Raw genomic sequence first — 16993 nt, forward strand, 5'->3', positions numbered from 1 at the left:
GAGCAGGCCGCCGCGGCCGCGGCCGCAGCGAAGGCCGCCGCCGAAGCCGCTGCACAGGCCGAGCAAGCGGCCGCCGCCGCGCCCTCACGTCCGTCGGCGCCGTCGAACCCGACGGAAGCACAGGCGATCGCCCGCAGTCTCATGGCGTCGTCCTACGGCTGGGGCGACGACCAGTTCGGCTGCCTCGTGAGCCTCTGGAGCCGCGAGTCCGGCTGGAACGTGTACGCCGAGAACAGCTCGAGCGGTGCCTACGGCATCCCGCAGGCGCTGCCCGGGAGCAAGATGAGCACGGCCGGCGCAGACTGGGCCACGAGCGCCACCACGCAGATCACGTGGGGTCTCGGCTACATCGCGGGTCGCTACGGCACGCCGTGCGGGGCCTGGGACCACTCGGAGTCCGTGGGCTGGTACTGAGTCGCAGGTGAGACGGCGGTGCTGATGGGTGATTCCCCATCGGCACCGCCGTTCTGACGTCCATGCCGGGGACGCCGCACGTGTCAAGCTCCTGCGGGCGGCATCCGCTGCTCGATAGCCTGACCGAATGAACGCGCACGGCGACGAGACCGACCGGCGACCCGGCTCGCCGGTCGCGCGTGTGAGCGCCTGGGCCAAACGCGCCATCGCCTGGGTGCTCGCGAAGAAGCCCGCCCGCGCACTCCTGCTCTATGTCGAGCGTCAGGGGCCGATGCTCGCCGACAGCGTCACCTACCGCACGCTCTTCTCCGTGTTCGCCGGCCTGTTCCTCGGCTTCGCGATCGGGGGGATCTGGCTCTCGGGCAACGAGACGGCGATGCAGGCGCTCGTCGAGACGATCGGCGCCGCGATCCCCGGCCTGGTCGGGGCCGACGGCCTCATCGACCCCGACGATCTCGTGCAGCCCATCACCCTCAGCATCGCGGGCACGATCGCGCTGATCGGTACCATCGGCGCCGCGATCGGCGCCGTCGGCTCGCTGCGCAAGGCGTTCCGCGACCTCGGTCACCAGCCCGACGACACGACGTTCTTCCTCTGGCTGCTCGTGCGCGACCTGCTGCTCGCGATCGGATTCGGCGTCGCGCTCGCCGCCGCGGCCGCGGTCACGTACTTCAGCACGGCGGCGCTCGGCGCCGTCTTCGACTGGATCGGCATCTCGGCGGGCGATGCGCTCTTCGAGGCGAGTACCCGAACGATCTCCATCGTCGTGATCTTCGCGATCGACACGATCGTCATCGCGGTCATGTTCCGCCTCCTGTCGGGCATGCGGCCGAGCGCGCGCTCGCTCTGGACCGGTGCGATCATCGGCGGAGTCGGCCTCACCGTGCTGCAATTGCTGTCGAGCCTGTTCGTGCGCGGTGCCACCGCGAACCCTCTGCTCGCGTCGTTCGGCTCGCTCATCGCCCTGCTGCTGTGGATCAACTTCTCGAGCCAGGTCATCCTCATCGCCGGCGCGTACATCGTCACGGGCGTCGATGAGGAGCACGACCGGGTGCACGCACGATTCGGGGCGCCCACGTTCGCGGCGCGACAGCTGCAGCGTGCCGAACGCCGGGCAGCGGATGCCGCGGCCGCCGTCATCGCGGCGCGCGAGGCCGTCGAGCGCGAGCAGTCGGGCGCGGCCGCACCGGTGCGGCCGCGCGAATGACTCGCCGGGTTCGATCCGACCCGGCGAGCCCCCACACGATGCTCAGAGCGGAGTGTCCCTGTCCGGCGGGATGACCCGGTCGGGGTCGTCGATCCCGACCACGTCGACGTCGGCGTCGTCGAGCTCGTAGACCTCGTCGATCTCGACGTCGTCGTCGAGATCAGCGGCATCGGGCTCGCCGGCGAGGTCCTCGACCTCTTCGTAGTCCTCGATGGGGAGTTCGGCGCTCAGCGGCAGCTCGGAGTCGGTGTACTCGCCCTCGACATGCCGTCGCGGGTCCAGGGGATCAGTCATGGCTCCTCCGATCGGAACACGGCCGAGCTCCGCGGGTGCGGCGGCCAAGGCTCACGATACGGTCGCCCGCCGGGCAGCTGTAGGGGATTGACTCGGGTCACGGTCAGGCGTAGCAGCCGAACCCGGTGCCCAGCAGAATGGGCACATGCCGACCGTGCAGCTCATCGTTCGTTCGTTCATCTCGCCAATCACGCGTACTCGCGCGTTCCGCGCGATCGCACCGGTCCTCCTGCCGCCGATCGAACGGTGCCTCGACCGGCTCACCGGCGGTCGGGTGCAACTGAGCGCCCTGCTCGTTCCGTCGCTCGTGCTCCATTCGACCGGCGCGAAGACGACCGCCCTTCGCGACACCCCGCTCATGTACACGCCCGACGGCCACGGGCGGGCGATCGTCGCCGGCACGAGCTTCGCGCAGCAGCGGCATCCTGCGTGGACCTACAACCTGCTCGCGCACCCCGACGCGTCGATCACGGTTCGCGGACGACGGATGCCGGTGCGCGCGAGCCTCATCGATGGCGACGAGCGCGAAGCGGCGTGGGCCCGCATCGAGGGGCAGTGGCCGGGATACCGCGCGTACGAGCGGACCTCGGGGCGAACCGTGCGGTTGTTCCGGCTCCAGCCGGTTGCGAGCACGCACGACACCTCGATGTGACCTCGAGCGCCGTCGTCACGGTTCGACGAGCGCGCCCGCCTCGGTGAGCAATCCAACCGCGCGACGGATGCCGGGGCTCTCCGCCATCGTGCGCCGATACGCCACCCGCACCTCTCGCACCTGGCTGTGGTCGGCGAGCGGACGCGCGACCACGCCGCTCGGCAGTGGTGGCCGGCCGAGTCGCGGCACGAGCGCGATCGCGACGCCCTGCCGGGCGAGCTCGACGAGCGAGGAGAAGTCGGGATCTTCGGCGACGACGCGGGGCACCGTGCCGAGGTCGGCGAAGATGCGCATGAGCGCCTCGTGGCAGATGGCGCCCTTCGGGGTGCTCGCCCACGGCTCGTCGACGAGCGCGGCGCGGTCGAGCTCGAGCCGGTCGGCGAGCGGATGCCCCGTCGCGAGCACGATGTCGGCCTCGTCGAAGCAGAGGTGCTCGGTCACGACATGCGCCGGTGCGCTCAACGGCACGGAGTTCCAGTTGTGCACGACCGCGAGATCGGCGGCTCCCGTCGCCACCATCTCCATTGCGTCGACGGGGTCGACGCTCGTGACCGTGGCGAGGGTCGCGCCATCCGTGCCCCGCAACTCGCGGAGCAATGGCCCGACGAGTCCGCGCGTCGCGGTCGAGAACGAGGCGATGCGAAGCGGTGCGCGCGGCGCGCCGCCTGCGGCGACGGACTCGAGTCGCTCGAGCGTCTCGAGGAGCTCGCGCCCCTCGCTCACGAGCGCACGACCCCGTTCGGTGAGCAGCACCCCCCGCCCGCGTCGCTCGAGGAGCGGTGCTGCGAGTTCGCGTTCGAGCTTCTTGACCTGCTGCGACACGGCCGATGGGGTGTACCCGAGCCGGCCGGCAGCGGCGACGACGGACCCCGACCCCGCGACGGCCACGAGCGCGCGAAGCCCCTGCAGGTCGATCATGTAGCAATCGTACGTTGTCGAACGCAGTAATCGGAACTGGTGCTGCATGAAGAGGACTGCGAGGCTCGACGTATGCCTCTGAAACACGCCGCCCTCGGTCTGCTCGTCGCGCTCATCTGGGGCGTGAACTTCCTCGCCATCGAGCTCGGCCTCCGCGACACCCTGCCGCTCGTGCTCGTGGCCCTGCGATTCATGCTCGTCGCCGTGCCGCTCGTGCTCTTCGTGCCGAAGCCGGCGGTCTCGTGGCGCAGCCTTGTGGGAATCGGCCTGTTCATGAGCGCGGGTCAGTTCGGGCTCCTGTTCACCGCGATGCACCTCGGCCTGCCCGCAGGGCTCGCTGCCGTCGTATTGCAGTGCCAGATGATCTTCACGCTCGTCATCGGGCTGCTGGTGCTGAAGGAGCGGCCCACGCGGATGCAGCTCGTGGGCGCGCTCATCGGCGTGGTCGGGCTCGGCATCGTCGCGGTCGGCCGCATCGAGGGTGCGGCCGACTTCGGAGCGATCGTGCCGCTCCTCATCTGCGTGGCCGCCGGGCTCAGCTGGGGGATCGGCAATGTCGTGTCACGGTCGGCACATGGCACGAACGGCTTCGGAATCGTGGTGTGGTCGGCTCTCGTCGTGCCACTCCCGGTGCTCGCGCTCAGCCTCCTGCTCGACGGGCCTGCAGCGGTCGGCGAGGCGTTCGCCACGATCGGGTGGGAGACCGTCGTGAGTGTCGCGTACACCGCAGGACTCGCCTCGCTCGTCGGCTACTCGATCTGGACGTCGCTGCTCGGACGGCATCCGGCGGCGGTCGTCGCTCCCTTCGCGCTGCTCGTCCCGCCGATCGGCCTCGCCGCCGCGGCCGTCGTGCTCGGCGAGGTACCGAACGTCCTCGAGCTCGCGGGCAGCGCGTTGCTGGTCGGCGGAGTGGCGATCGGGTTGTTCCGCCGGCGGCGGGACGCATCCCTTCGACCTGCCTGTTCCGCTGCGGGGCGGCCCGGAGGTGCGGATGGCGAGGTATCGGGATACAGCCGCCCCCCAGCGCCCGCCCGTACGCTCGACCCATGACGCGACGCCCGAGCGAACCCATCTACAGCACGGCCATCGCCGCCGGGCGGGGACTCTTCGGATTCTGGGGCCTGAAGCGCACCGTGACGGGCGCAGAGCACGTGCCGGCCACGGGCGGCGCCGTGCTCGCGATGACACACTTCGGCTATCTCGAGTTCGCCCTCGTCGAGTGGGCCACGTGGCTCTCGAACCGTCGCCGCATCCGGTTCATGGCCAAGCAGGGCGCGTTCGACAAGCCCGTCGTCGGTTGGCTGCTGCGCGGCATGCGCCACATCGCCGTCGACATGAAGGCCGGCGCCGCGGCGTATTCGGACGCCGTCGACGCCTTGAGGCGCGGTGAACTGCTCGGTGTCTTCCCCGAGGCGGGCGTGAGCTCGTCGTTCACCGTGCGCGAGCTGAAGACCGGCGCGGCGCGCCTCGCCGCCGAAGCCGGCGTGCCGATCATCCCGGTCGCGGTGTGGGGCGGCCAGCGCCTGCTCACGAAGCGTCACCGCATCCGGTTCTTCGAGCGCTTCGGGGTGCCCGTCAGCTTCGCGTTCGGCCAGCCGATCGCGGTCGGCGTCGATGAAGACCCGCACGACGTCACCGCGCGGTTGCGCTCGACGCTGCAGGGGCTCGTCGACCGGCTCCAGGCCGAGTATCCCGTCGACGGCGCAGGCCATTGGTGGCAGCCTCGCCACCTGGGCGGCACCGCGCCGACGCCCGAGGAGGCAGCCGAGGCGGATGCAGCGCGCGAGCGGGAGCGCGATCGCGATCGCTCCGAGTGAGGCATCCGAGCTCCTGAATGCCGCCGAACCCGAGGCGATGTCAGGGGTGCGGGGTTAGGCTCGGGTCATGTGCAGGAACATCCACCCCCTCCACAACTTCGAGCCCGCAGCGACCAACGACGAGGTGCACGCGGCAGCGCTGCAATTCGTGCGCAAGGTGGCCGGAACGACGAAGCCGTCGCGCGCGAACGCAGCGGCCTTCGATGAGGCCGTCGAGGAGATCGCGCACATCACGCGGCATCTGCTCGACCACCTCGTCACCAATGCGCCGCCGAAGAATCGCGAGATCGAGGCCGAGAAGGCCAGGGCGCGCGCGGCCCGTCGCTACGTCAGCGTCTGATCCTCCGGGAGCACTCCGTCGTGGCGCCGGGCACGGCGGCGGCGATCGGAGTACCGTCTTGGCATGGCCGGCGATGCGGTGACGATCAGTGTTCCAGGTCCGCAGGGCGATCGCGAGGTGCGGATCTCGAGTCCGACGCGCGTGCTCTGGCCCGAGCTCGGCATCACGAAGCTCGAGCTCGCGGAGTACTTCGTGGCGGTCGGCGACGCATTCGTCGAGGCGAACGGCGATCGTCCGGTCTCGCTGCAACGATTCTCAGGTGACATCGACGGCGACCAGTTCTTCTCGAAGAACCCGCCCAAGGGTGCGCCCGAATGGGTGCGATCGGTGCCCGTGACCTACCCGAGCGGCCGGCGGCATCCGCAGCTCGTCATCGACGAACCGGCGGTCGCCGTGTGGGGCGCCCAGATGAACACGATCGTCTTCCACCCGTGGGCGTCCCGCGCCGAGACGTCGGACTTCCCCGACCAGTTGCGCATCGACCTCGACCCGCAACCCGGCACGAGCTTCGCCGAGGCGGTTCCAGCGGCGCTCGCGCTCCGCGACCTGCTTGCGGAGGTCGGCCTCACGGGCTTCGTGAAGACCTCGGGCAATCGGGGCATCCACGTCTTCGCGCCGATCGAGCCCGAGTACGAGTTCCTCGACGTGCGCCACGCCGTGATCGCGCTCGCGCGGGAACTCGAACGGCGCATGCCCGAGCAGCTCACCACCGCGTGGTGGAAGGAACTGCGAGGCGACCGCATCTTCATCGACTACAACCAGGCCAACCGCGACCGGACCATGGCGGGCGCCTACAGCCCCCGCGCCCTGCCGCACGCCGCCGTCTCGTGTCCGGTCGAGTGGGATGAGCTCGAGTCGACCGACCCGAAGCTGCTCACGATCAGGACCGTGCCCGAGCGCCTGCAGAAGACCGGCGACCCATGGGCCGGGATGCAGGAGCACACCGCTCCCATCGGCGTGCTCCTCGAGTGGTGGCAACGCGACCTCGACGACGGACTCGGTGAGCTGCCCTTCCCGCCCGACTTCCCGAAGATGCCGGGGGAGCCGCCGCGCGTGCAGCCGAGTCGTGCGCGGCACGACGTCTGAACGCGCGCTCAGCTGAGCGAGGCGACCTCCTCATAGCTCGGCGTGCCCGACGGTGCGGTGAACGTGCCGGCCCGCAGCTCCTGCGCGGCCGAGCCGATCGCGCCGAGTGCGATGCGGAAGAGCAGCGATCCGGTGCTCACTCGCGCGACGCCGAGGCTCGCGAGCTCCGGCACGGTGAGGCCGGCCTGCGCGAGCAGGTTGAGCGGGGCGGAGATGTCGCGCACGAGCGCGGCGATGGTCTCCGCCGGCAAGGCGCCGGGGACGAAGATGCCGGATGCCCCGGCCGCGAGATACCGTTCGGCACGTGCGATCGCCTCGCGTCGCCGCGCCGCGTCATCCGTGGCACCCTCGATCCAGAACGGGTCGGTGCGGGCGTTCAGGTAGAGCTCGGGCGCCGCCGCGGCGATCGCCGCGACCTTCGCCGACGCGAGCTCGACGTCGACGAGCCGGCCGGCCGCGTCGGAGTCCTCGATGTTCACGCCGACGACGCCGAGCTGTGCGAGCCGCGCCGCGAAGGCGCCGACCTCCGCCGGATCGTCGGAGAACCCGGCTTCGAGGTCCACCGTCACCGGGATGCCGTCGGTGGTGATGCGGCGCGCGAGGTCGAGCGTCTCGGCGGCGGTCTCTCCCGAGCCGTCGGGCTTGCCTGCAGCCACGGCGACGCCGAGACTCGTGGTGCCCACCACGGGGTGGCCGGCGGCGTGCAGCCATCGTGCCGAGGCGAGGTCCCATGCGTTGGGCAGCAGGAGCGGGTCGCCGGGCCGGTGCAGGCGTTCGAACTCAGCGGGCGTCAACATCGATGGTCTCCTTGTGCGTCGTGCGGTCGATTCGGGCGCGGGCCTCGGCGCGGCGCAGCTCCTCGACGATCGCGACGGCGATCGCGAGTGCGTGATGTGGCGCGGGACAACCGCGATGGCCGGCGCCGAAGGCGAGCGTTCGCGGCGGCCGGTCGCCCGCGGCATCGCGGTCGGGTCCGTCGAGACGCAGCACGAGCAGCGCGCCAGGCTCGACGTCGGGCGTCGAAGCATGCTCCGGCTGGCCAGTTGCGACGCGGCGCGTCATCGCCACGGGCGAGTCGTCGCGCAGCGTCGCGGTGAGCACCTCGTGCGTCGACGGCGACACCGGGCCGGATGCCGCGAGCCGCTGCATCGCGCGCTCGACGAGTGCGCCCGTGGCCGCGTGGGCCTGCACGAGCAACTGCACGAGCAGGGCGTCGTCTGATGCGTCGGCGCCGGGCGCTGCGTCGAGCAGGCGTACCGTGGCTGCGTCGGCGGCTGCGGCATCCGTGGCCCGTCCGCTCGCGTAGGCGTCGGCGATCGCGGCGACGAGCGGTGGGAGCGACTCGGCATGTCGGAATCCGAGCTGGCGGCCGAGAGCGGTCACCGGGACGTGCCGGGCGATCGTCGCGACGGGCGACGCCGGTTCCGCCTCGAGGGCCGAGCGTGTCAGCGATGCGGCCGTGCGGGCGAGCGCCGCGAGTTCGATGCCGGCGAGCATCGACTCGAGGCGTCGCCGGCGAGCGTCATGCGTGGCGCCGTTCGAGAACCGTGAGACGTCGGCCCGGAATCGTTCGAACGGCGTCGACGCCGCGGCATCCGCCTCGGGAACCAGGAAACGCGGATCGGCGAGGATGAGGGCGACGTCGGCCCGGTCGATGATCTCGGTCATGGTTTCGACGCTACGCCGCGCACGATTCGCTGCCGGGCGAAGTGTCGTCGCCGTATCGTGACGGTATGCACGGTGACGCCGATCTCGCAGAACCCGCTCGCCTGATGGGGGAGCCTGCTCGGGCTGCCATGCTCGTCGCGCTCCTCGACGGCCGCGCGCTGCCCGCGAGCGAGCTCGCCGCGATCGCTCGCGTGAAGCCGCCGACGGCGAGCGCCCACCTCGCCCAGCTCGTCGCCGGCGGTCTCGTCACCGATCGCCGGATCGGCCGGCACCGCTATTTCGCGCTCGCCGGTCCGGAAGTGGCCGGCGCCGTCGAGGCGCTGCAGCTCATCGCTCCGCGGCGCGCCGTCACGTCGTACTCGCAGTCCGCGACGGCGCGCAGGCTCGCCGAGGCGCGATCGTGCTACGACCACCTCGCCGGGCGGATCGCACTCGACCTCGCCGACGCGCTCGTCGCCGAGGGCGCGATCTCGCCCCTCGACGCGGGGGAGCCCGGCCGGCTGCACGCCACCGACGGCCCGCTCGGAGTGCGGCTCCGGCTCGGCGAGGTCGGCGACGTCGGCACGACCGGCGTCCGTTCCCGGCGCCCAGAGGTGCGCGGATGCCTCGACTGGACCGAGCGGCGCCCGCACATCGCCGGGCGCCTCGGCTCACACCTGCTCGCGGTGCTGCTCGCCGACGGCTGGGTCGCCCGCGTACCGGGCGACCGCTCGCTCCGGGTGACCGCAGCGGGGCGGGAGGCGTTCGCGGCGCTCGGCTGAACGATTCGGCGGTGACGCGCGATCACACGGCGATGTCGCCTCGTGGCCGGCGGGGTGAGCCGTGCAGCTCGCGGTGCAGTCGCTCCATGCGCGCATCGAGCTCTGCGGCGGTGTGCGCGGCATCCGTCAGTCCATCGAGCAGCTCTTGCGGCACCTGGCGGTCGTACTTGTAGTAGATCTTGTGCTCGAGGCTCGCCCAGAAGTCCATCGCGATCGTGCGGATCTGCACTTCCACGGCGACGGGATGCGCCCCCGTCGACAGGAACACCGGCACCTCCACGATCACGTGCAGGCTCTGGTAGCCGTTGGTCTTCGGCTCCGCGATGTAGTCCTTCACCTTCAGCACGCGGACGTCGCGCTGCACCGTCAGCAGCTCGAAGATGCGATACGCGTCGGAGACGAAGCTGCAGGTCACGCGCACGCCGGCGATGTCGGTGATCGTCGCGCGGATCGTCTCGAACGTCGGTTCGACGCCCTTGCGCCGCATCTTCTCGATCACGCTGTCGAGGCTCTTCAGGCGGCTCGAGATGTGCTCGATCGGGTTGTAGTCGTGCGTGTGGCTGAACTCCTCGCGCAGGATGGAGAGCTTCGTGATCACCTCGTCCATGCCGAACTTGTAGCGCAGCATGAACCGCTCGGTCTCGTCGCGGAGGGCGCGCATCTCGTCGAGGGTCTGGCCGTCGATCGTCTCGAGCGTGCGTTGCGCGCGAGCGGTCAGCATGGGCGGAACGTCAGGCCGGCGGATGGGCGGGGTGCCGTCGAGCGGAGTCACGGAGGTCACGCTACGGTGCGAAGCTCTGGATTCGCCCTGACTCTGCCATGAACCGCAGGTGCACGCGCATCCGCCGTCGTGGTCGCTAGGGTCGAGGAATGGATCCATGGATCACGGTCGCGCCGGGCGTGCACCAGCGTCGCTACGATCCGCTCGACGTCTCGATCGTCGTCGTCGAGGGCGCCGCGCGACTGCTCGTCGTGGACTCGCGTGCAGAGCCGGCCGAAGCAGAGGCGTTGCTCGGCGACATCCGCGAACGATTCGACAAGCCCGTTCGCTGGCTCGTGAACACGCATGCCCATTACGACCACACGTTCGGCAACCAGGCGTTCGGGCCCGGGTCCGAGACGGATGCCGCCATCTACGGCCATGCGAACATCGAGCGCCATTTCGCCGAGCACGAGGCTCCGCGGCTCGCCGCGTGGCGTGCCGACCCCGCTCGTGAACCCGACCGGCACTGGAGCGACGTGAGGCTCACGCCGCCGACGCATCCGATCGACCGCCCGGTGACGCTCGACCTCGGCGGTCGCGTCGTGCTGCTCCGTCCGCAGCCGCCCGCGCACACCGACACCGACCTCGTGCTGCTGGTGCCCGATGCGCGGGTGTGGATCGTCGGTGACCTCGTCGAGGAGTCCGGACCGCCGATGTACGGCTCAGGGAGCTTCCCGTTCGGGTGGCCCGATGTGCTCGACGAGCTCGTCGCGGAGATGCAACCGGGCGACGTCGTCGTGCCCGGGCACGGCCGGGTCGTGGGGCCAGAGTTCGTCGCCCGTCAGTCAGCCGACCTCCACGAGGTGGCCGGGCGTTTCGTGGCAGCGCACGAGCTCGGCCTCAGCGCATCGGACGCACTCGCGAGCCACGACGACTGGCCGGTTCCGGTCGACTATCTCGTCGGTGCCATCGATCGCGCCTACGCGCAACTCGATCACCTCGCCGGCAAGGGCGCGACGGCGTCCACGACTGAGGCCTCGAGGGGCCCGGTCGCCGAGCCCGCGCCGTTCACGATCCGTGTGCCGGAAGCCGAGCTCCGCGAGCTGCGCGACCGACTGCGCCGCACGAGGTTCACGACGGCGAGCAGCGGCACGCACTGGGGGTCCGGCGTGGACCCGGCGTACCTGGCCGGCCTCGTCGCCGAGTGGGCTGACGGATTCGACTGGCGCGGTGTCGAGTTGCGGTTGAACCGGCTCGATCACCGGATCGCCGACGTCGACGGCACGCGGGTGCACTTCGTGCGCGCGACCGCGGGTCCCGCCGGCGGCACCGTCGTACCGCTGCTGCTCATGCACGGGTGGCCCTCGAGCTTCCTCGAGATGCTGCCGCTCGTGACCGCCCTCGGGTGGGAGGGCGAGGTGCGCGGCATCCGCTTCGAGCTCGTCATCCCCTCGCTCCCGGGCTTCCTCTATTCAGAACTGCCCGACGAGCCGCTCACCCGCGAGGCGATGGCCGATCTCCTGCACGAGCTCATGGTCGGACATCTCGGCCACCGGAGGTACGGCGTGTTCGGCGGCGACATCGGCGGCACCGTCGCGGCCTGGATCGCGGCGAAGCATCCCCGCCAGGTGATGGGGCTCTACATGATCCACCCGCCGTTCCCGGCGGTCTTCGACGAGCCGCTGAGCGAACCCGAGAGGCACATGCTCGCCCTCGAGCAGGAGTTCGACGAACGAGACGGCGGCTACAGCGCCATCATGAGCACTCGTCCCGACACGATCGCCGCAGCGCTCGCCGATTCGCCGGCGGGGTTGCTCGCCTGGATCATCGACAAGCTGCGCGACTGGAGCGACGCGCACGGCGAGCTCGAGCGCCGGTTCGATCGCGAGACGCTCCTCACCCTCGCCACCCTCTACTGGACGACGGGGTCGATCGGCACGTCGTTCCGCCAGTACGTCGACTACCCGGCGAACCGCCCGCGGCCGCGCATCACGGTGCCCGCGGGCTTCACGCTGAGCGCAGAGGAGGTGATCCGCGACATGCCCCGAAGCGTGGCGGAGCGGTCGTGCGCCGACGTGCGCGCGTGGCATCCGGCGACCCGAGGCGGGCACTTCATGGCACACGAGGAGCCCGAGCTGCTCGCCGGGCACCTCAGCGCGTTCTTCGCCGAAGTGCTCGGCGTCGACTGAGCCCGCCGGCGACCGCGCCCGCGTCAGCCCTCGTAGCCCTCGGGACCGCGCCCGGCGTCGAACCGCTCCTCGTACCGGCGCTCCGCCTCGTCGAGCAGCGCGTCGGAGAGTCGCGCGACGGGGTCGACGTCACGCAAGAGCGGCTCGGAATCGGGACCCCGCCCGACGGCGTGCCCGCGCAGCACCCAGGCCATCCGATCGGGGTTGCGCTCGCGCAAGTGCTTGTACTGGCAGAGCTGCCGCGCGATCCAGTCCGTCGTGGGGCGCGTCCACCACGGTTCGGGGTCGAGCGGATTCACCGAGAGCCCCGGCAGTTCGAGGCCGCTCTCGGTGTCGATGCTGCGAGCGGATGCGTCGTGCTCGAATCCCTCCGAGTAACGCACGTGCAACCCGGGCCGCTCCCGCACGAGCGCCTCGAGTTCGGCGAGTTCGGTGAGTTCGGGCACTTCCCGCGACCGGCCACGGTCGTCTCCCATGCCGGGATGCTAACGCCCTCCCGGTGCACCGGCGACGCCTTGACAGGTTCGCGTCGTGCGGATGTCGTGCGTGTCTGAAAGGATCCGAGCATGACGGATGCCGCAATCCCACCGGTCCTGCAACTCCGCGTCGTCGTCGAGGCGACCGATTTCGACGCCGCCGTCGCCTTCTATCGCGACACCCTCGGCATGCCCGAGTTCCTCGCCTTCGCCGAGGGAGGCGACGATCGCGTGGTCATCCTCGATGCGGGCCGCGCGACGCTCGAGATCGCGAACCCCGCGCACAAGCGCGCGATCGACGAGATCGAGGCCGGCGGCGCCCCGAGCCCCCACATCCGGCTCGCGTTCGAGGTGACCGACAGCGAGGGCACGACTCGTCGCCTCGAGGCCGCCGGTGCTCGCGTCGTGGCCGAGCCGGTGGTCACCCCGTGGCAGTCGTTGAACTCCAGGCTCGACGCGCCGGCCGACCTGCAGATCACGCTCTTCGAGGAACTGCTCGGCTCCGAGGAGCGCGCCGCCCGCGCCGGGTTCGCCACCGAGGAGGAGCGCTCCGGCGCCTGACCCTCAGCCGATCGCGTCGACGTAGAACCAGCGTCCGTGCTCACGCACGAATCTGCTCACCTCGTGCTGCTCGCCGCGCTCGGATCGCTCGCCGCCGACGCGGTAGCGTGCGGTGAACTCCACCACACCGGTGGGGTCGAGCGGTCCTCCGCGCTCCACCCGCTCGAGATCGAGGCGGTACCAGCGCATCGTCGGATCGAGCTCGAGCCGCTCGGGTCGCGTCGACGGATGCCACGTCGCGAGGAGATATCGATCGTCACCGGCGACGAAGGCCGTGTAACGCGATCGCATGAGCTGCGGCGCGGTCGGAGCATCCGCTGCACCCGCGAGGAACGGCCCGCAGCACTCGGCGAACACGGATCCGCTGAGGCACGGGCACCGGGCTCCGGGATCGATCGCGGGGAAGGCATCGGGCGCTGGCGGCATCCGTCCAGTATCCCGCCGCCGCGAGCCGACCATCATGGTCTGCACAGGAATAACTGAGGATCTGTACAGATTCGCACGGCAGAGTGTCTGACTTGTGCCCCGGCCCGGGGCCGACCCCCCGACCCGACACTGATCCGAGCAGCCCAGAAACTCATGCCTATCGATACCCCCACGACACCCGCCACTGCAGAGTCCATCGAGAACAGCACCGCCGAGATCGCCACGAGGCGCGGCCTCCGCCGTCGCCGAACCGGCCGCAAGCGCCTCATCGTCGCCGGTGCGATCGCCGCCGTCGGCCTCGTCGCCGGCACCGGATTCACGGTGCAGTCGGCCGTCGCGACGCAAGCACGCATCGACGCCACTACCGCTTTGACCGAGTCCACCGGGCTCGACCACGAGCAGCTCGGCGTGTACAGCACGATCGCCGAAGCCCGCGCGATCGACACGGCGGCCGATACGCTCACCGTCGCGAACGCCACGCTCGCCGCCGTCGACGGGAAGGTCGACTCGTCGGGGCTTGCGGCATCCGTCGCCTCTCTCGGCGACTTCCAGACGCTGCCGATCGACTCGCTCGTCGACCTCACTGCCCAGACTCGGGCCGAGATCGAGAAGGCGGCCGCCGCGGCAGCCGAGTACGACCGGGTACGAGCCGAAGAGGCCGCCGCCGCAGCCCAGGCCCTCGCGGCCGGGAACACGCCCGACGGCGCCCGCGCCACCGCCCGCTCGCTCGCAGCGGCGAAGTACGGCTGGGGCGACGCCCAGTTCCAGTGCCTCGACCAGCTCTGGCAGAAGGAATCGGGCTGGTCGTACACCGCCTACAACGCCTCGAGCGGCGCGACCGGCATCCCGCAGTCGCTGCCCGGGAGCAAGATGGCCACCGCTGGCGCCGACTGGGAGACGAACGCGACGACGCAGGTCACGTGGGGACTCGACTACATCGCGCGGGGCTACGGCACGCCGTGCAGCGCATGGTCGCACTCGCAATCGGTCAACTGGTACTGATCCGCCCCGCCCCGGCCCGCCGACCTTCGGGGGAGGCGCGGCTGGGAATCGGCCCGCGGAGTGCCGGCAGCGCTTCCAGCACGCGTAGTGTTGCACCCAAGGGGCCGTTCGAGCCCCCGATCAAAGGGCGTCACCGTGTCAGATAAGTCGCCGAAGAAGTCGTCCTCCAAGACGGCAGCAAGCAAGACCCTCAAAGAGAAGCGTGCCGACAAGAAGGCCAAGGTCGAGAACCGCGCCGGCAACGACGTGAGCGAAGCCACGCACCGCAAGCGGTAGGCATTCCCGGGTCGCTCCGCAGCCGTATCGGCCGAGGGTTCTCCTCGCCGACCGGGTGCGATTGACTGGACGGGCGGATGACGCGAGCAGCGCCTCGGCGCGGCTGCGTCGCCGTCCGACCCCGGGAGGCGCCATGCCTCGCTCTGAGTCCGACGCTCGGGTCAGACGGCTCGCGGGTCGAGCAGCCCCGCGCGATCGGGATGACGGTCGAACCACTCGCCGACGTACCAGCAGCTCGGCACGATGCGGCGGTCGGATGTCGCGTCGACGTCGTCGACCGCGAACCGCACGAGCTCGCCCGCGAGTCCGCTGCCGCGATACGGCGGATTCGTGAAGGTGCGCGTGAACGCGATGGAATCGCCGAGCACGCGGTAGTCGAGCACGCTCGCCAGGTCGCCGTCGACGCGCAGAACGTAGCGGCGGGCATCCGGTTCGTGGGTGAGTTCCTTCTGCACCCCAACAGGCTACGCCCGGCCGCGGACCCGCTGCCCTCGGCGCACCGATCAGCGACCGCGAAGGCGCTCGAGGTCGCGTCGCTCCCGTTTCGTCGGCCGCCCTGCGCCGCGGTCCCGCACGGGCGCGAGCGCAACGGTCCCGCGCGGCGGCGGCGGTGGCGTGCGATCTTCGAGTGCGGTGGCCGCGACGGCCGCCGAGACTCGCTTGACGAGGGTCTGGCGCACGATCAGGATCCGATCGAAGCCCTCGATGCGCACGCGCACGTCGTCACCCGGACGCACCGGTTGCGCCGCCTTCGCACGCTCTCCGTTGACGCGAACGTGGCCGGCACGGCATGCCGACGTGGCCGCGGAGCGCGTCTTGAACTGACGCACGGCCCAGAGCCATGCGTCGACGCGCACGGGGGAGTCGCCGACCATGACCCAAGCCTACGGCCGGGCTCGGCCGCGCGAACCTTCCCTGGCGTCGGTGCGTCATGCTGGATGCATGAGCGGAACGAGCGGCGATGCGTGGGTCGAGGGGCCTGACGGCGCTCGCTACTGGGGCAGGTACGGTGCGGCAGGCCTGCTCGCCGTGAGTCCCCGATTCGAGGTGCTCCTGCAGCATCGAGCCGAATGGAGCCACTTCGGCGGCACCTGGGGAATGCCCGGCGGCGCGCGCCACGAACACGAGAGCGCCATCGACGCTGCCCTGCGTGAGGCCGGCGAGGAGGCCGGCGTGCCGCCGGCGCTCCTCTCGGTGCGATTCAGCGCAGTGCTCGACCTCGGCTACTGGTCGTACACGACGGTCGTCGCCGATGCGATCGAGCGGTTCGAGCCGGTGGTGAGCGACCCCGAGAGCATCGAGCTGCGCTGGATCGCCGTCGATCGCATCATCGAGCTGCCGCTGCATCCGCGATTCGCCGAGGCCTGGCCGGGGCTCAGGGCGCGGCTCTGAGGGGCGGAGGCGAACGCGGGAACCACGGCACGATGGCCGAGGTGCGCGCCCGGTAGGCGTCGTACTCGGGATAGCGCGAGCGCGTGATGCTCTCGGTGAACCGCGTCGAGCCGATGAACAGGGCGGTGAGCAGCACCGCGCCGGCGATCGTCCAGTGCAACCAGACGCCCGTCGCGGCGACGGCGAATCCGTAGAACACCCACCACTGCGCCTGTTCGAAGAAGAAGTTCGGATGCCGCGACACGCGGAAGAGCCCGGACTGCAGGAAGCGCGGCTCCGGCGCACGACCGGCCGCGACCTCACGGGCCTTCCAGCGGTGGAACAGCCACTGCTGCCGGTCGGCGGTCGCCTCGCCCGCGAGGAACGCCAGGAAGACGATGGCGAGCACGAGGTCCCAGCCGTCGAGCGGGGTGCCGTCGGCCTCGAACACGGTGAGCGCCGGCAGGCAGAACGCGAGGATGAGCGCGTTCTGGTAGATCGAGATGAACAACAGGTTGAAGAGGGCGAACTGCCGCCGTGACATCCGGCCGCGAAGGACCGCCCACCGGTAGTCCTCGCCGCCCGGCCGATACCCGCCCTTGCGTGCGAAGTTGAAGGTGAGCCGGATGCCCCACAGCGTGACGAGCACCGACATGAGCACGAGTCGCGCGTCGAACCCGGCCGACGCGGCGAAGACCCACACGTAGACGACGGGCGCGATCGACCAGATGCGGTCGACCCAGGAGTACTCGCGGGTGAATACCGAGGCGAGCCACGTCGAAAGGGTGATCGTGGCGCAGATGGCGAGACACACGACGAGTGGACCCATGGC

The 16993-nt window shown here is 70.7% G+C and carries 23 protein-coding genes; 13 read left to right on the forward strand and 10 right to left on the reverse strand.

What is annotated here, in order from left to right; genetic code table 11:
- Together ESP51_RS13820 and ESP51_RS13825 are read left to right on the forward strand one after the other, a co-directional pair.
- Nucleotides 1–414, forward strand: a 414-nt coding sequence (locus ESP51_RS13820; protein WP_479683767.1) for a lysozyme family protein, incomplete at its 5' end; no start/stop codon positions are given.
- 127 nt (nucleotides 415–541) lie between these two features.
- Nucleotides 542–1621, forward strand: coding sequence for a YihY/virulence factor BrkB family protein (locus tag ESP51_RS13825; protein ID WP_129521482.1), 1080 nt, complete (start codon nucleotides 542–544; stop codon nucleotides 1619–1621).
- Nucleotides 1622–1663: 42 nt separating this feature from the next.
- Here ESP51_RS13825 and ESP51_RS13830 read toward each other — a convergent pair whose 3' ends face one another.
- Complete coding sequence (locus tag ESP51_RS13830) at nucleotides 1664–1915, reverse strand: hypothetical protein (protein ID WP_129521483.1); 252 nt, start codon at nucleotides 1913–1915, stop codon at nucleotides 1664–1666.
- A 145-nt stretch (nucleotides 1916–2060) separates the two neighbouring features.
- Between ESP51_RS13830 and ESP51_RS13835 the strand changes: the two genes are divergently transcribed.
- On the forward strand, nucleotides 2061–2567 hold the full coding sequence (locus ESP51_RS13835; protein ID WP_129521484.1) for a nitroreductase family deazaflavin-dependent oxidoreductase: 507 nt from the start codon (nucleotides 2061–2063) through the stop codon (nucleotides 2565–2567).
- A gap of 15 nt (nucleotides 2568–2582) precedes the next feature.
- Here the strand turns inward: ESP51_RS13835 and ESP51_RS13840 are convergent, their stop codons facing one another.
- Entirely contained in the window at nucleotides 2583–3485 is a 903-nt protein-coding gene (locus ESP51_RS13840; RefSeq protein WP_129521485.1) for a LysR family transcriptional regulator, read from the reverse strand.
- Nucleotides 3486–3557: 72 nt separating this feature from the next.
- On the opposite strand from ESP51_RS13840, the gene ESP51_RS13845 reads away from it, so the two are divergent.
- From ESP51_RS13845 to ligD, 4 genes are all read left to right on the forward strand, one after another.
- On the forward strand, nucleotides 3558–4535 hold the full coding sequence (locus ESP51_RS13845) for an EamA family transporter (protein ID WP_129521486.1): 978 nt from the start codon (nucleotides 3558–3560) through the stop codon (nucleotides 4533–4535).
- Nucleotides 4532–5302, forward strand: coding sequence for a lysophospholipid acyltransferase family protein (locus ESP51_RS13850; protein ID WP_129521487.1), 771 nt, complete (start codon nucleotides 4532–4534; stop codon nucleotides 5300–5302). The genes ESP51_RS13845 and ESP51_RS13850 overlap by 4 nt, the downstream gene beginning before the upstream one ends.
- A 67-nt stretch (nucleotides 5303–5369) precedes the next feature.
- Nucleotides 5370–5642, forward strand: a complete 273-nt coding sequence (locus ESP51_RS13855; RefSeq protein WP_129521488.1) for a DUF2277 domain-containing protein — start codon at nucleotides 5370–5372, stop codon at nucleotides 5640–5642.
- 63 nt (nucleotides 5643–5705) lie between these two features.
- The gene (gene ligD, locus ESP51_RS13860; protein ID WP_129521489.1) at nucleotides 5706–6728 is read left to right on the forward strand and encodes a non-homologous end-joining DNA ligase; all 1023 of its coding nucleotides are present in this window, start codon (nucleotides 5706–5708) and stop codon (nucleotides 6726–6728) included.
- A gap of 8 nt (nucleotides 6729–6736) precedes the next feature.
- On the opposite strand, the gene ESP51_RS13865 is transcribed toward ligD, so the two are convergent.
- A complete protein-coding gene (locus tag ESP51_RS13865) occupies nucleotides 6737–7525 on the reverse strand; it encodes an isocitrate lyase/PEP mutase family protein (protein ID WP_129521490.1) in 789 nt (262 codons plus the stop codon).
- Nucleotides 7509–8396 carry a cytochrome P450 family protein gene (locus ESP51_RS13870; protein ID WP_129521491.1) on the reverse strand — a complete coding sequence of 296 codons (888 nt, stop codon included), beginning with the start codon at nucleotides 8394–8396 and terminating at the stop codon, nucleotides 7509–7511. Before ESP51_RS13870 ends, ESP51_RS13865 begins: the two co-directional genes overlap by 17 nt.
- Nucleotides 8397–8461: 65 nt before the next feature.
- Between ESP51_RS13870 and ESP51_RS13875 the strand changes: the two genes are divergently transcribed.
- Nucleotides 8462–9157, forward strand: coding sequence for an ArsR/SmtB family transcription factor (locus ESP51_RS13875; protein ID WP_129521492.1), 696 nt, complete (start codon nucleotides 8462–8464; stop codon nucleotides 9155–9157).
- Between the two features lie 22 nt (nucleotides 9158–9179).
- Here ESP51_RS13875 and ESP51_RS13880 read toward each other — a convergent pair whose 3' ends face one another.
- Nucleotides 9180–9818: a GTP pyrophosphokinase gene (locus ESP51_RS13880; RefSeq protein WP_422386852.1), complete on the reverse strand. Its 639-nt coding sequence runs from the start codon at nucleotides 9816–9818 to the stop codon at nucleotides 9180–9182.
- A gap of 209 nt (nucleotides 9819–10027) precedes the next feature.
- Here ESP51_RS13880 and ESP51_RS13885 point away from each other — a divergent pair, with 209 nt between their 5' ends.
- Entirely contained in the window at nucleotides 10028–12049 is a 2022-nt protein-coding gene (locus tag ESP51_RS13885; RefSeq protein ID WP_129521493.1) for an alpha/beta fold hydrolase, read from the forward strand.
- A gap of 23 nt (nucleotides 12050–12072) precedes the next feature.
- Here the strand turns inward: ESP51_RS13885 and ESP51_RS13890 are convergent, their stop codons facing one another.
- Entirely contained in the window at nucleotides 12073–12525 is a 453-nt protein-coding gene (locus ESP51_RS13890; RefSeq protein ID WP_129521494.1) for a DUF6098 family protein, read from the reverse strand.
- Nucleotides 12526–12615: 90 nt separating this feature from the next.
- Here ESP51_RS13890 and ESP51_RS13895 point away from each other — a divergent pair, with 90 nt between their 5' ends.
- The gene (locus ESP51_RS13895; RefSeq protein ID WP_129521495.1) at nucleotides 12616–13086 is read left to right on the forward strand and encodes a VOC family protein; all 471 of its coding nucleotides are present in this window, start codon (nucleotides 12616–12618) and stop codon (nucleotides 13084–13086) included.
- Between the two features lie 3 nt (nucleotides 13087–13089).
- On the opposite strand, the gene ESP51_RS13900 is transcribed toward ESP51_RS13895, so the two are convergent.
- Nucleotides 13090–13512, reverse strand: coding sequence for a YchJ family protein (locus tag ESP51_RS13900; RefSeq protein WP_129521496.1), 423 nt, complete (start codon nucleotides 13510–13512; stop codon nucleotides 13090–13092).
- A gap of 153 nt (nucleotides 13513–13665) precedes the next feature.
- Here ESP51_RS13900 and ESP51_RS13905 point away from each other — a divergent pair, with 153 nt between their 5' ends.
- Both ESP51_RS13905 and ESP51_RS20655 read left to right on the forward strand, forming a co-directional pair.
- A complete protein-coding gene (locus tag ESP51_RS13905) occupies nucleotides 13666–14514 on the forward strand; it encodes an aggregation-promoting factor C-terminal-like domain-containing protein (protein ID WP_241843172.1) in 849 nt (282 codons plus the stop codon).
- Between the two features lie 135 nt (nucleotides 14515–14649).
- Complete coding sequence (locus ESP51_RS20655; protein WP_164990524.1) at nucleotides 14650–14790, forward strand: hypothetical protein; 141 nt, start codon at nucleotides 14650–14652, stop codon at nucleotides 14788–14790.
- A 161-nt stretch (nucleotides 14791–14951) separates the two neighbouring features.
- On the opposite strand, the gene ESP51_RS13910 is transcribed toward ESP51_RS20655, so the two are convergent.
- On the reverse strand, nucleotides 14952–15245 hold the full coding sequence (locus tag ESP51_RS13910; protein WP_129521497.1) for a GNAT family N-acetyltransferase: 294 nt from the start codon (nucleotides 15243–15245) through the stop codon (nucleotides 14952–14954).
- Nucleotides 15246–15293: 48 nt separating this feature from the next.
- A complete protein-coding gene (locus ESP51_RS13915) occupies nucleotides 15294–15665 on the reverse strand; it encodes an RNA-binding S4 domain-containing protein (RefSeq protein ID WP_129521498.1) in 372 nt (123 codons plus the stop codon).
- A gap of 67 nt (nucleotides 15666–15732) precedes the next feature.
- On the opposite strand from ESP51_RS13915, the gene ESP51_RS13920 reads away from it, so the two are divergent.
- Complete coding sequence (locus ESP51_RS13920) at nucleotides 15733–16182, forward strand: NUDIX domain-containing protein (protein WP_129521499.1); 450 nt, start codon at nucleotides 15733–15735, stop codon at nucleotides 16180–16182.
- Here the strand turns inward: ESP51_RS13920 and ESP51_RS13925 are convergent.
- The gene (locus tag ESP51_RS13925; RefSeq protein WP_129521500.1) at nucleotides 16166–16990 is read right to left on the reverse strand and encodes a DUF1295 domain-containing protein; all 825 of its coding nucleotides are present in this window, start codon (nucleotides 16988–16990) and stop codon (nucleotides 16166–16168) included. The two genes, ESP51_RS13920 and ESP51_RS13925, sit on opposite strands and share 17 nt — an antisense overlap.
- Nucleotides 16991–16993: the final 3 nt, after the last annotated feature.

This window comes from Agromyces albus (assembly GCF_004134825.1).
Taxonomy (GTDB): Bacteria; Actinomycetota; Actinomycetes; order Actinomycetales; family Microbacteriaceae; genus Agromyces; species Agromyces albus.

What these genes read in the sequence shown, in the direction of transcription:
- ESP51_RS13845 (WP_129521486.1), top strand. Translation starts at nt 3,558, where the DNA reads ATGCCTCTGAAACACGCCGCCCTCGGTCTGCTCGTCGCGCTCATCTGG.
- ESP51_RS13905 (WP_241843172.1), top strand. Translation starts at nt 13,666, where the DNA reads ATGCCTATCGATACCCCCACGACACCCGCCACTGCAGAGTCCATCGAG.
- ESP51_RS13875 (WP_129521492.1), top strand. Translation starts at nt 8,462, where the DNA reads ATGCACGGTGACGCCGATCTCGCAGAACCCGCTCGCCTGATGGGGGAG.
- ESP51_RS13900 (WP_129521496.1), bottom strand. Translation starts at nt 13,512, where the DNA reads ATGCCGCCAGCGCCCGATGCCTTCCCCGCGATCGATCCCGGAGCCCGG.
- ESP51_RS13840 (WP_129521485.1), bottom strand. Translation starts at nt 3,485, where the DNA reads ATGATCGACCTGCAGGGGCTTCGCGCGCTCGTGGCCGTCGCGGGGTCG.
- ESP51_RS13855 (WP_129521488.1), top strand. Translation starts at nt 5,370, where the DNA reads ATGTGCAGGAACATCCACCCCCTCCACAACTTCGAGCCCGCAGCGACC.
- ESP51_RS13925 (WP_129521500.1), bottom strand. Translation starts at nt 16,990, where the DNA reads ATGGGTCCACTCGTCGTGTGTCTCGCCATCTGCGCCACGATCACCCTT.
- ESP51_RS13865 (WP_129521490.1), bottom strand. Translation starts at nt 7,525, where the DNA reads ATGTTGACGCCCGCTGAGTTCGAACGCCTGCACCGGCCCGGCGACCCG.
- ESP51_RS13885 (WP_129521493.1), top strand. Translation starts at nt 10,028, where the DNA reads ATGGATCCATGGATCACGGTCGCGCCGGGCGTGCACCAGCGTCGCTAC.
- ESP51_RS13835 (WP_129521484.1), top strand. Translation starts at nt 2,061, where the DNA reads ATGCCGACCGTGCAGCTCATCGTTCGTTCGTTCATCTCGCCAATCACG.
- ESP51_RS13880 (WP_422386852.1), bottom strand. Translation starts at nt 9,818, where the DNA reads ATGCGCGCCCTCCGCGACGAGACCGAGCGGTTCATGCTGCGCTACAAG.
- ESP51_RS13915 (WP_129521498.1), bottom strand. Translation starts at nt 15,665, where the DNA reads ATGGTCGGCGACTCCCCCGTGCGCGTCGACGCATGGCTCTGGGCCGTG.
- ESP51_RS13825 (WP_129521482.1), top strand. Translation starts at nt 542, where the DNA reads ATGAACGCGCACGGCGACGAGACCGACCGGCGACCCGGCTCGCCGGTC.
- ligD (WP_129521489.1), top strand. Translation starts at nt 5,706, where the DNA reads ATGGCCGGCGATGCGGTGACGATCAGTGTTCCAGGTCCGCAGGGCGAT.
- ESP51_RS13850 (WP_129521487.1), top strand. Translation starts at nt 4,532, where the DNA reads ATGACGCGACGCCCGAGCGAACCCATCTACAGCACGGCCATCGCCGCC.
- ESP51_RS13890 (WP_129521494.1), bottom strand. Translation starts at nt 12,525, where the DNA reads ATGGGAGACGACCGTGGCCGGTCGCGGGAAGTGCCCGAACTCACCGAA.
- ESP51_RS13830 (WP_129521483.1), bottom strand. Translation starts at nt 1,915, where the DNA reads ATGACTGATCCCCTGGACCCGCGACGGCATGTCGAGGGCGAGTACACC.
- ESP51_RS13920 (WP_129521499.1), top strand. Translation starts at nt 15,733, where the DNA reads ATGAGCGGAACGAGCGGCGATGCGTGGGTCGAGGGGCCTGACGGCGCT.
- ESP51_RS13895 (WP_129521495.1), top strand. Translation starts at nt 12,616, where the DNA reads ATGACGGATGCCGCAATCCCACCGGTCCTGCAACTCCGCGTCGTCGTC.
- ESP51_RS13870 (WP_129521491.1), bottom strand. Translation starts at nt 8,396, where the DNA reads ATGACCGAGATCATCGACCGGGCCGACGTCGCCCTCATCCTCGCCGAT.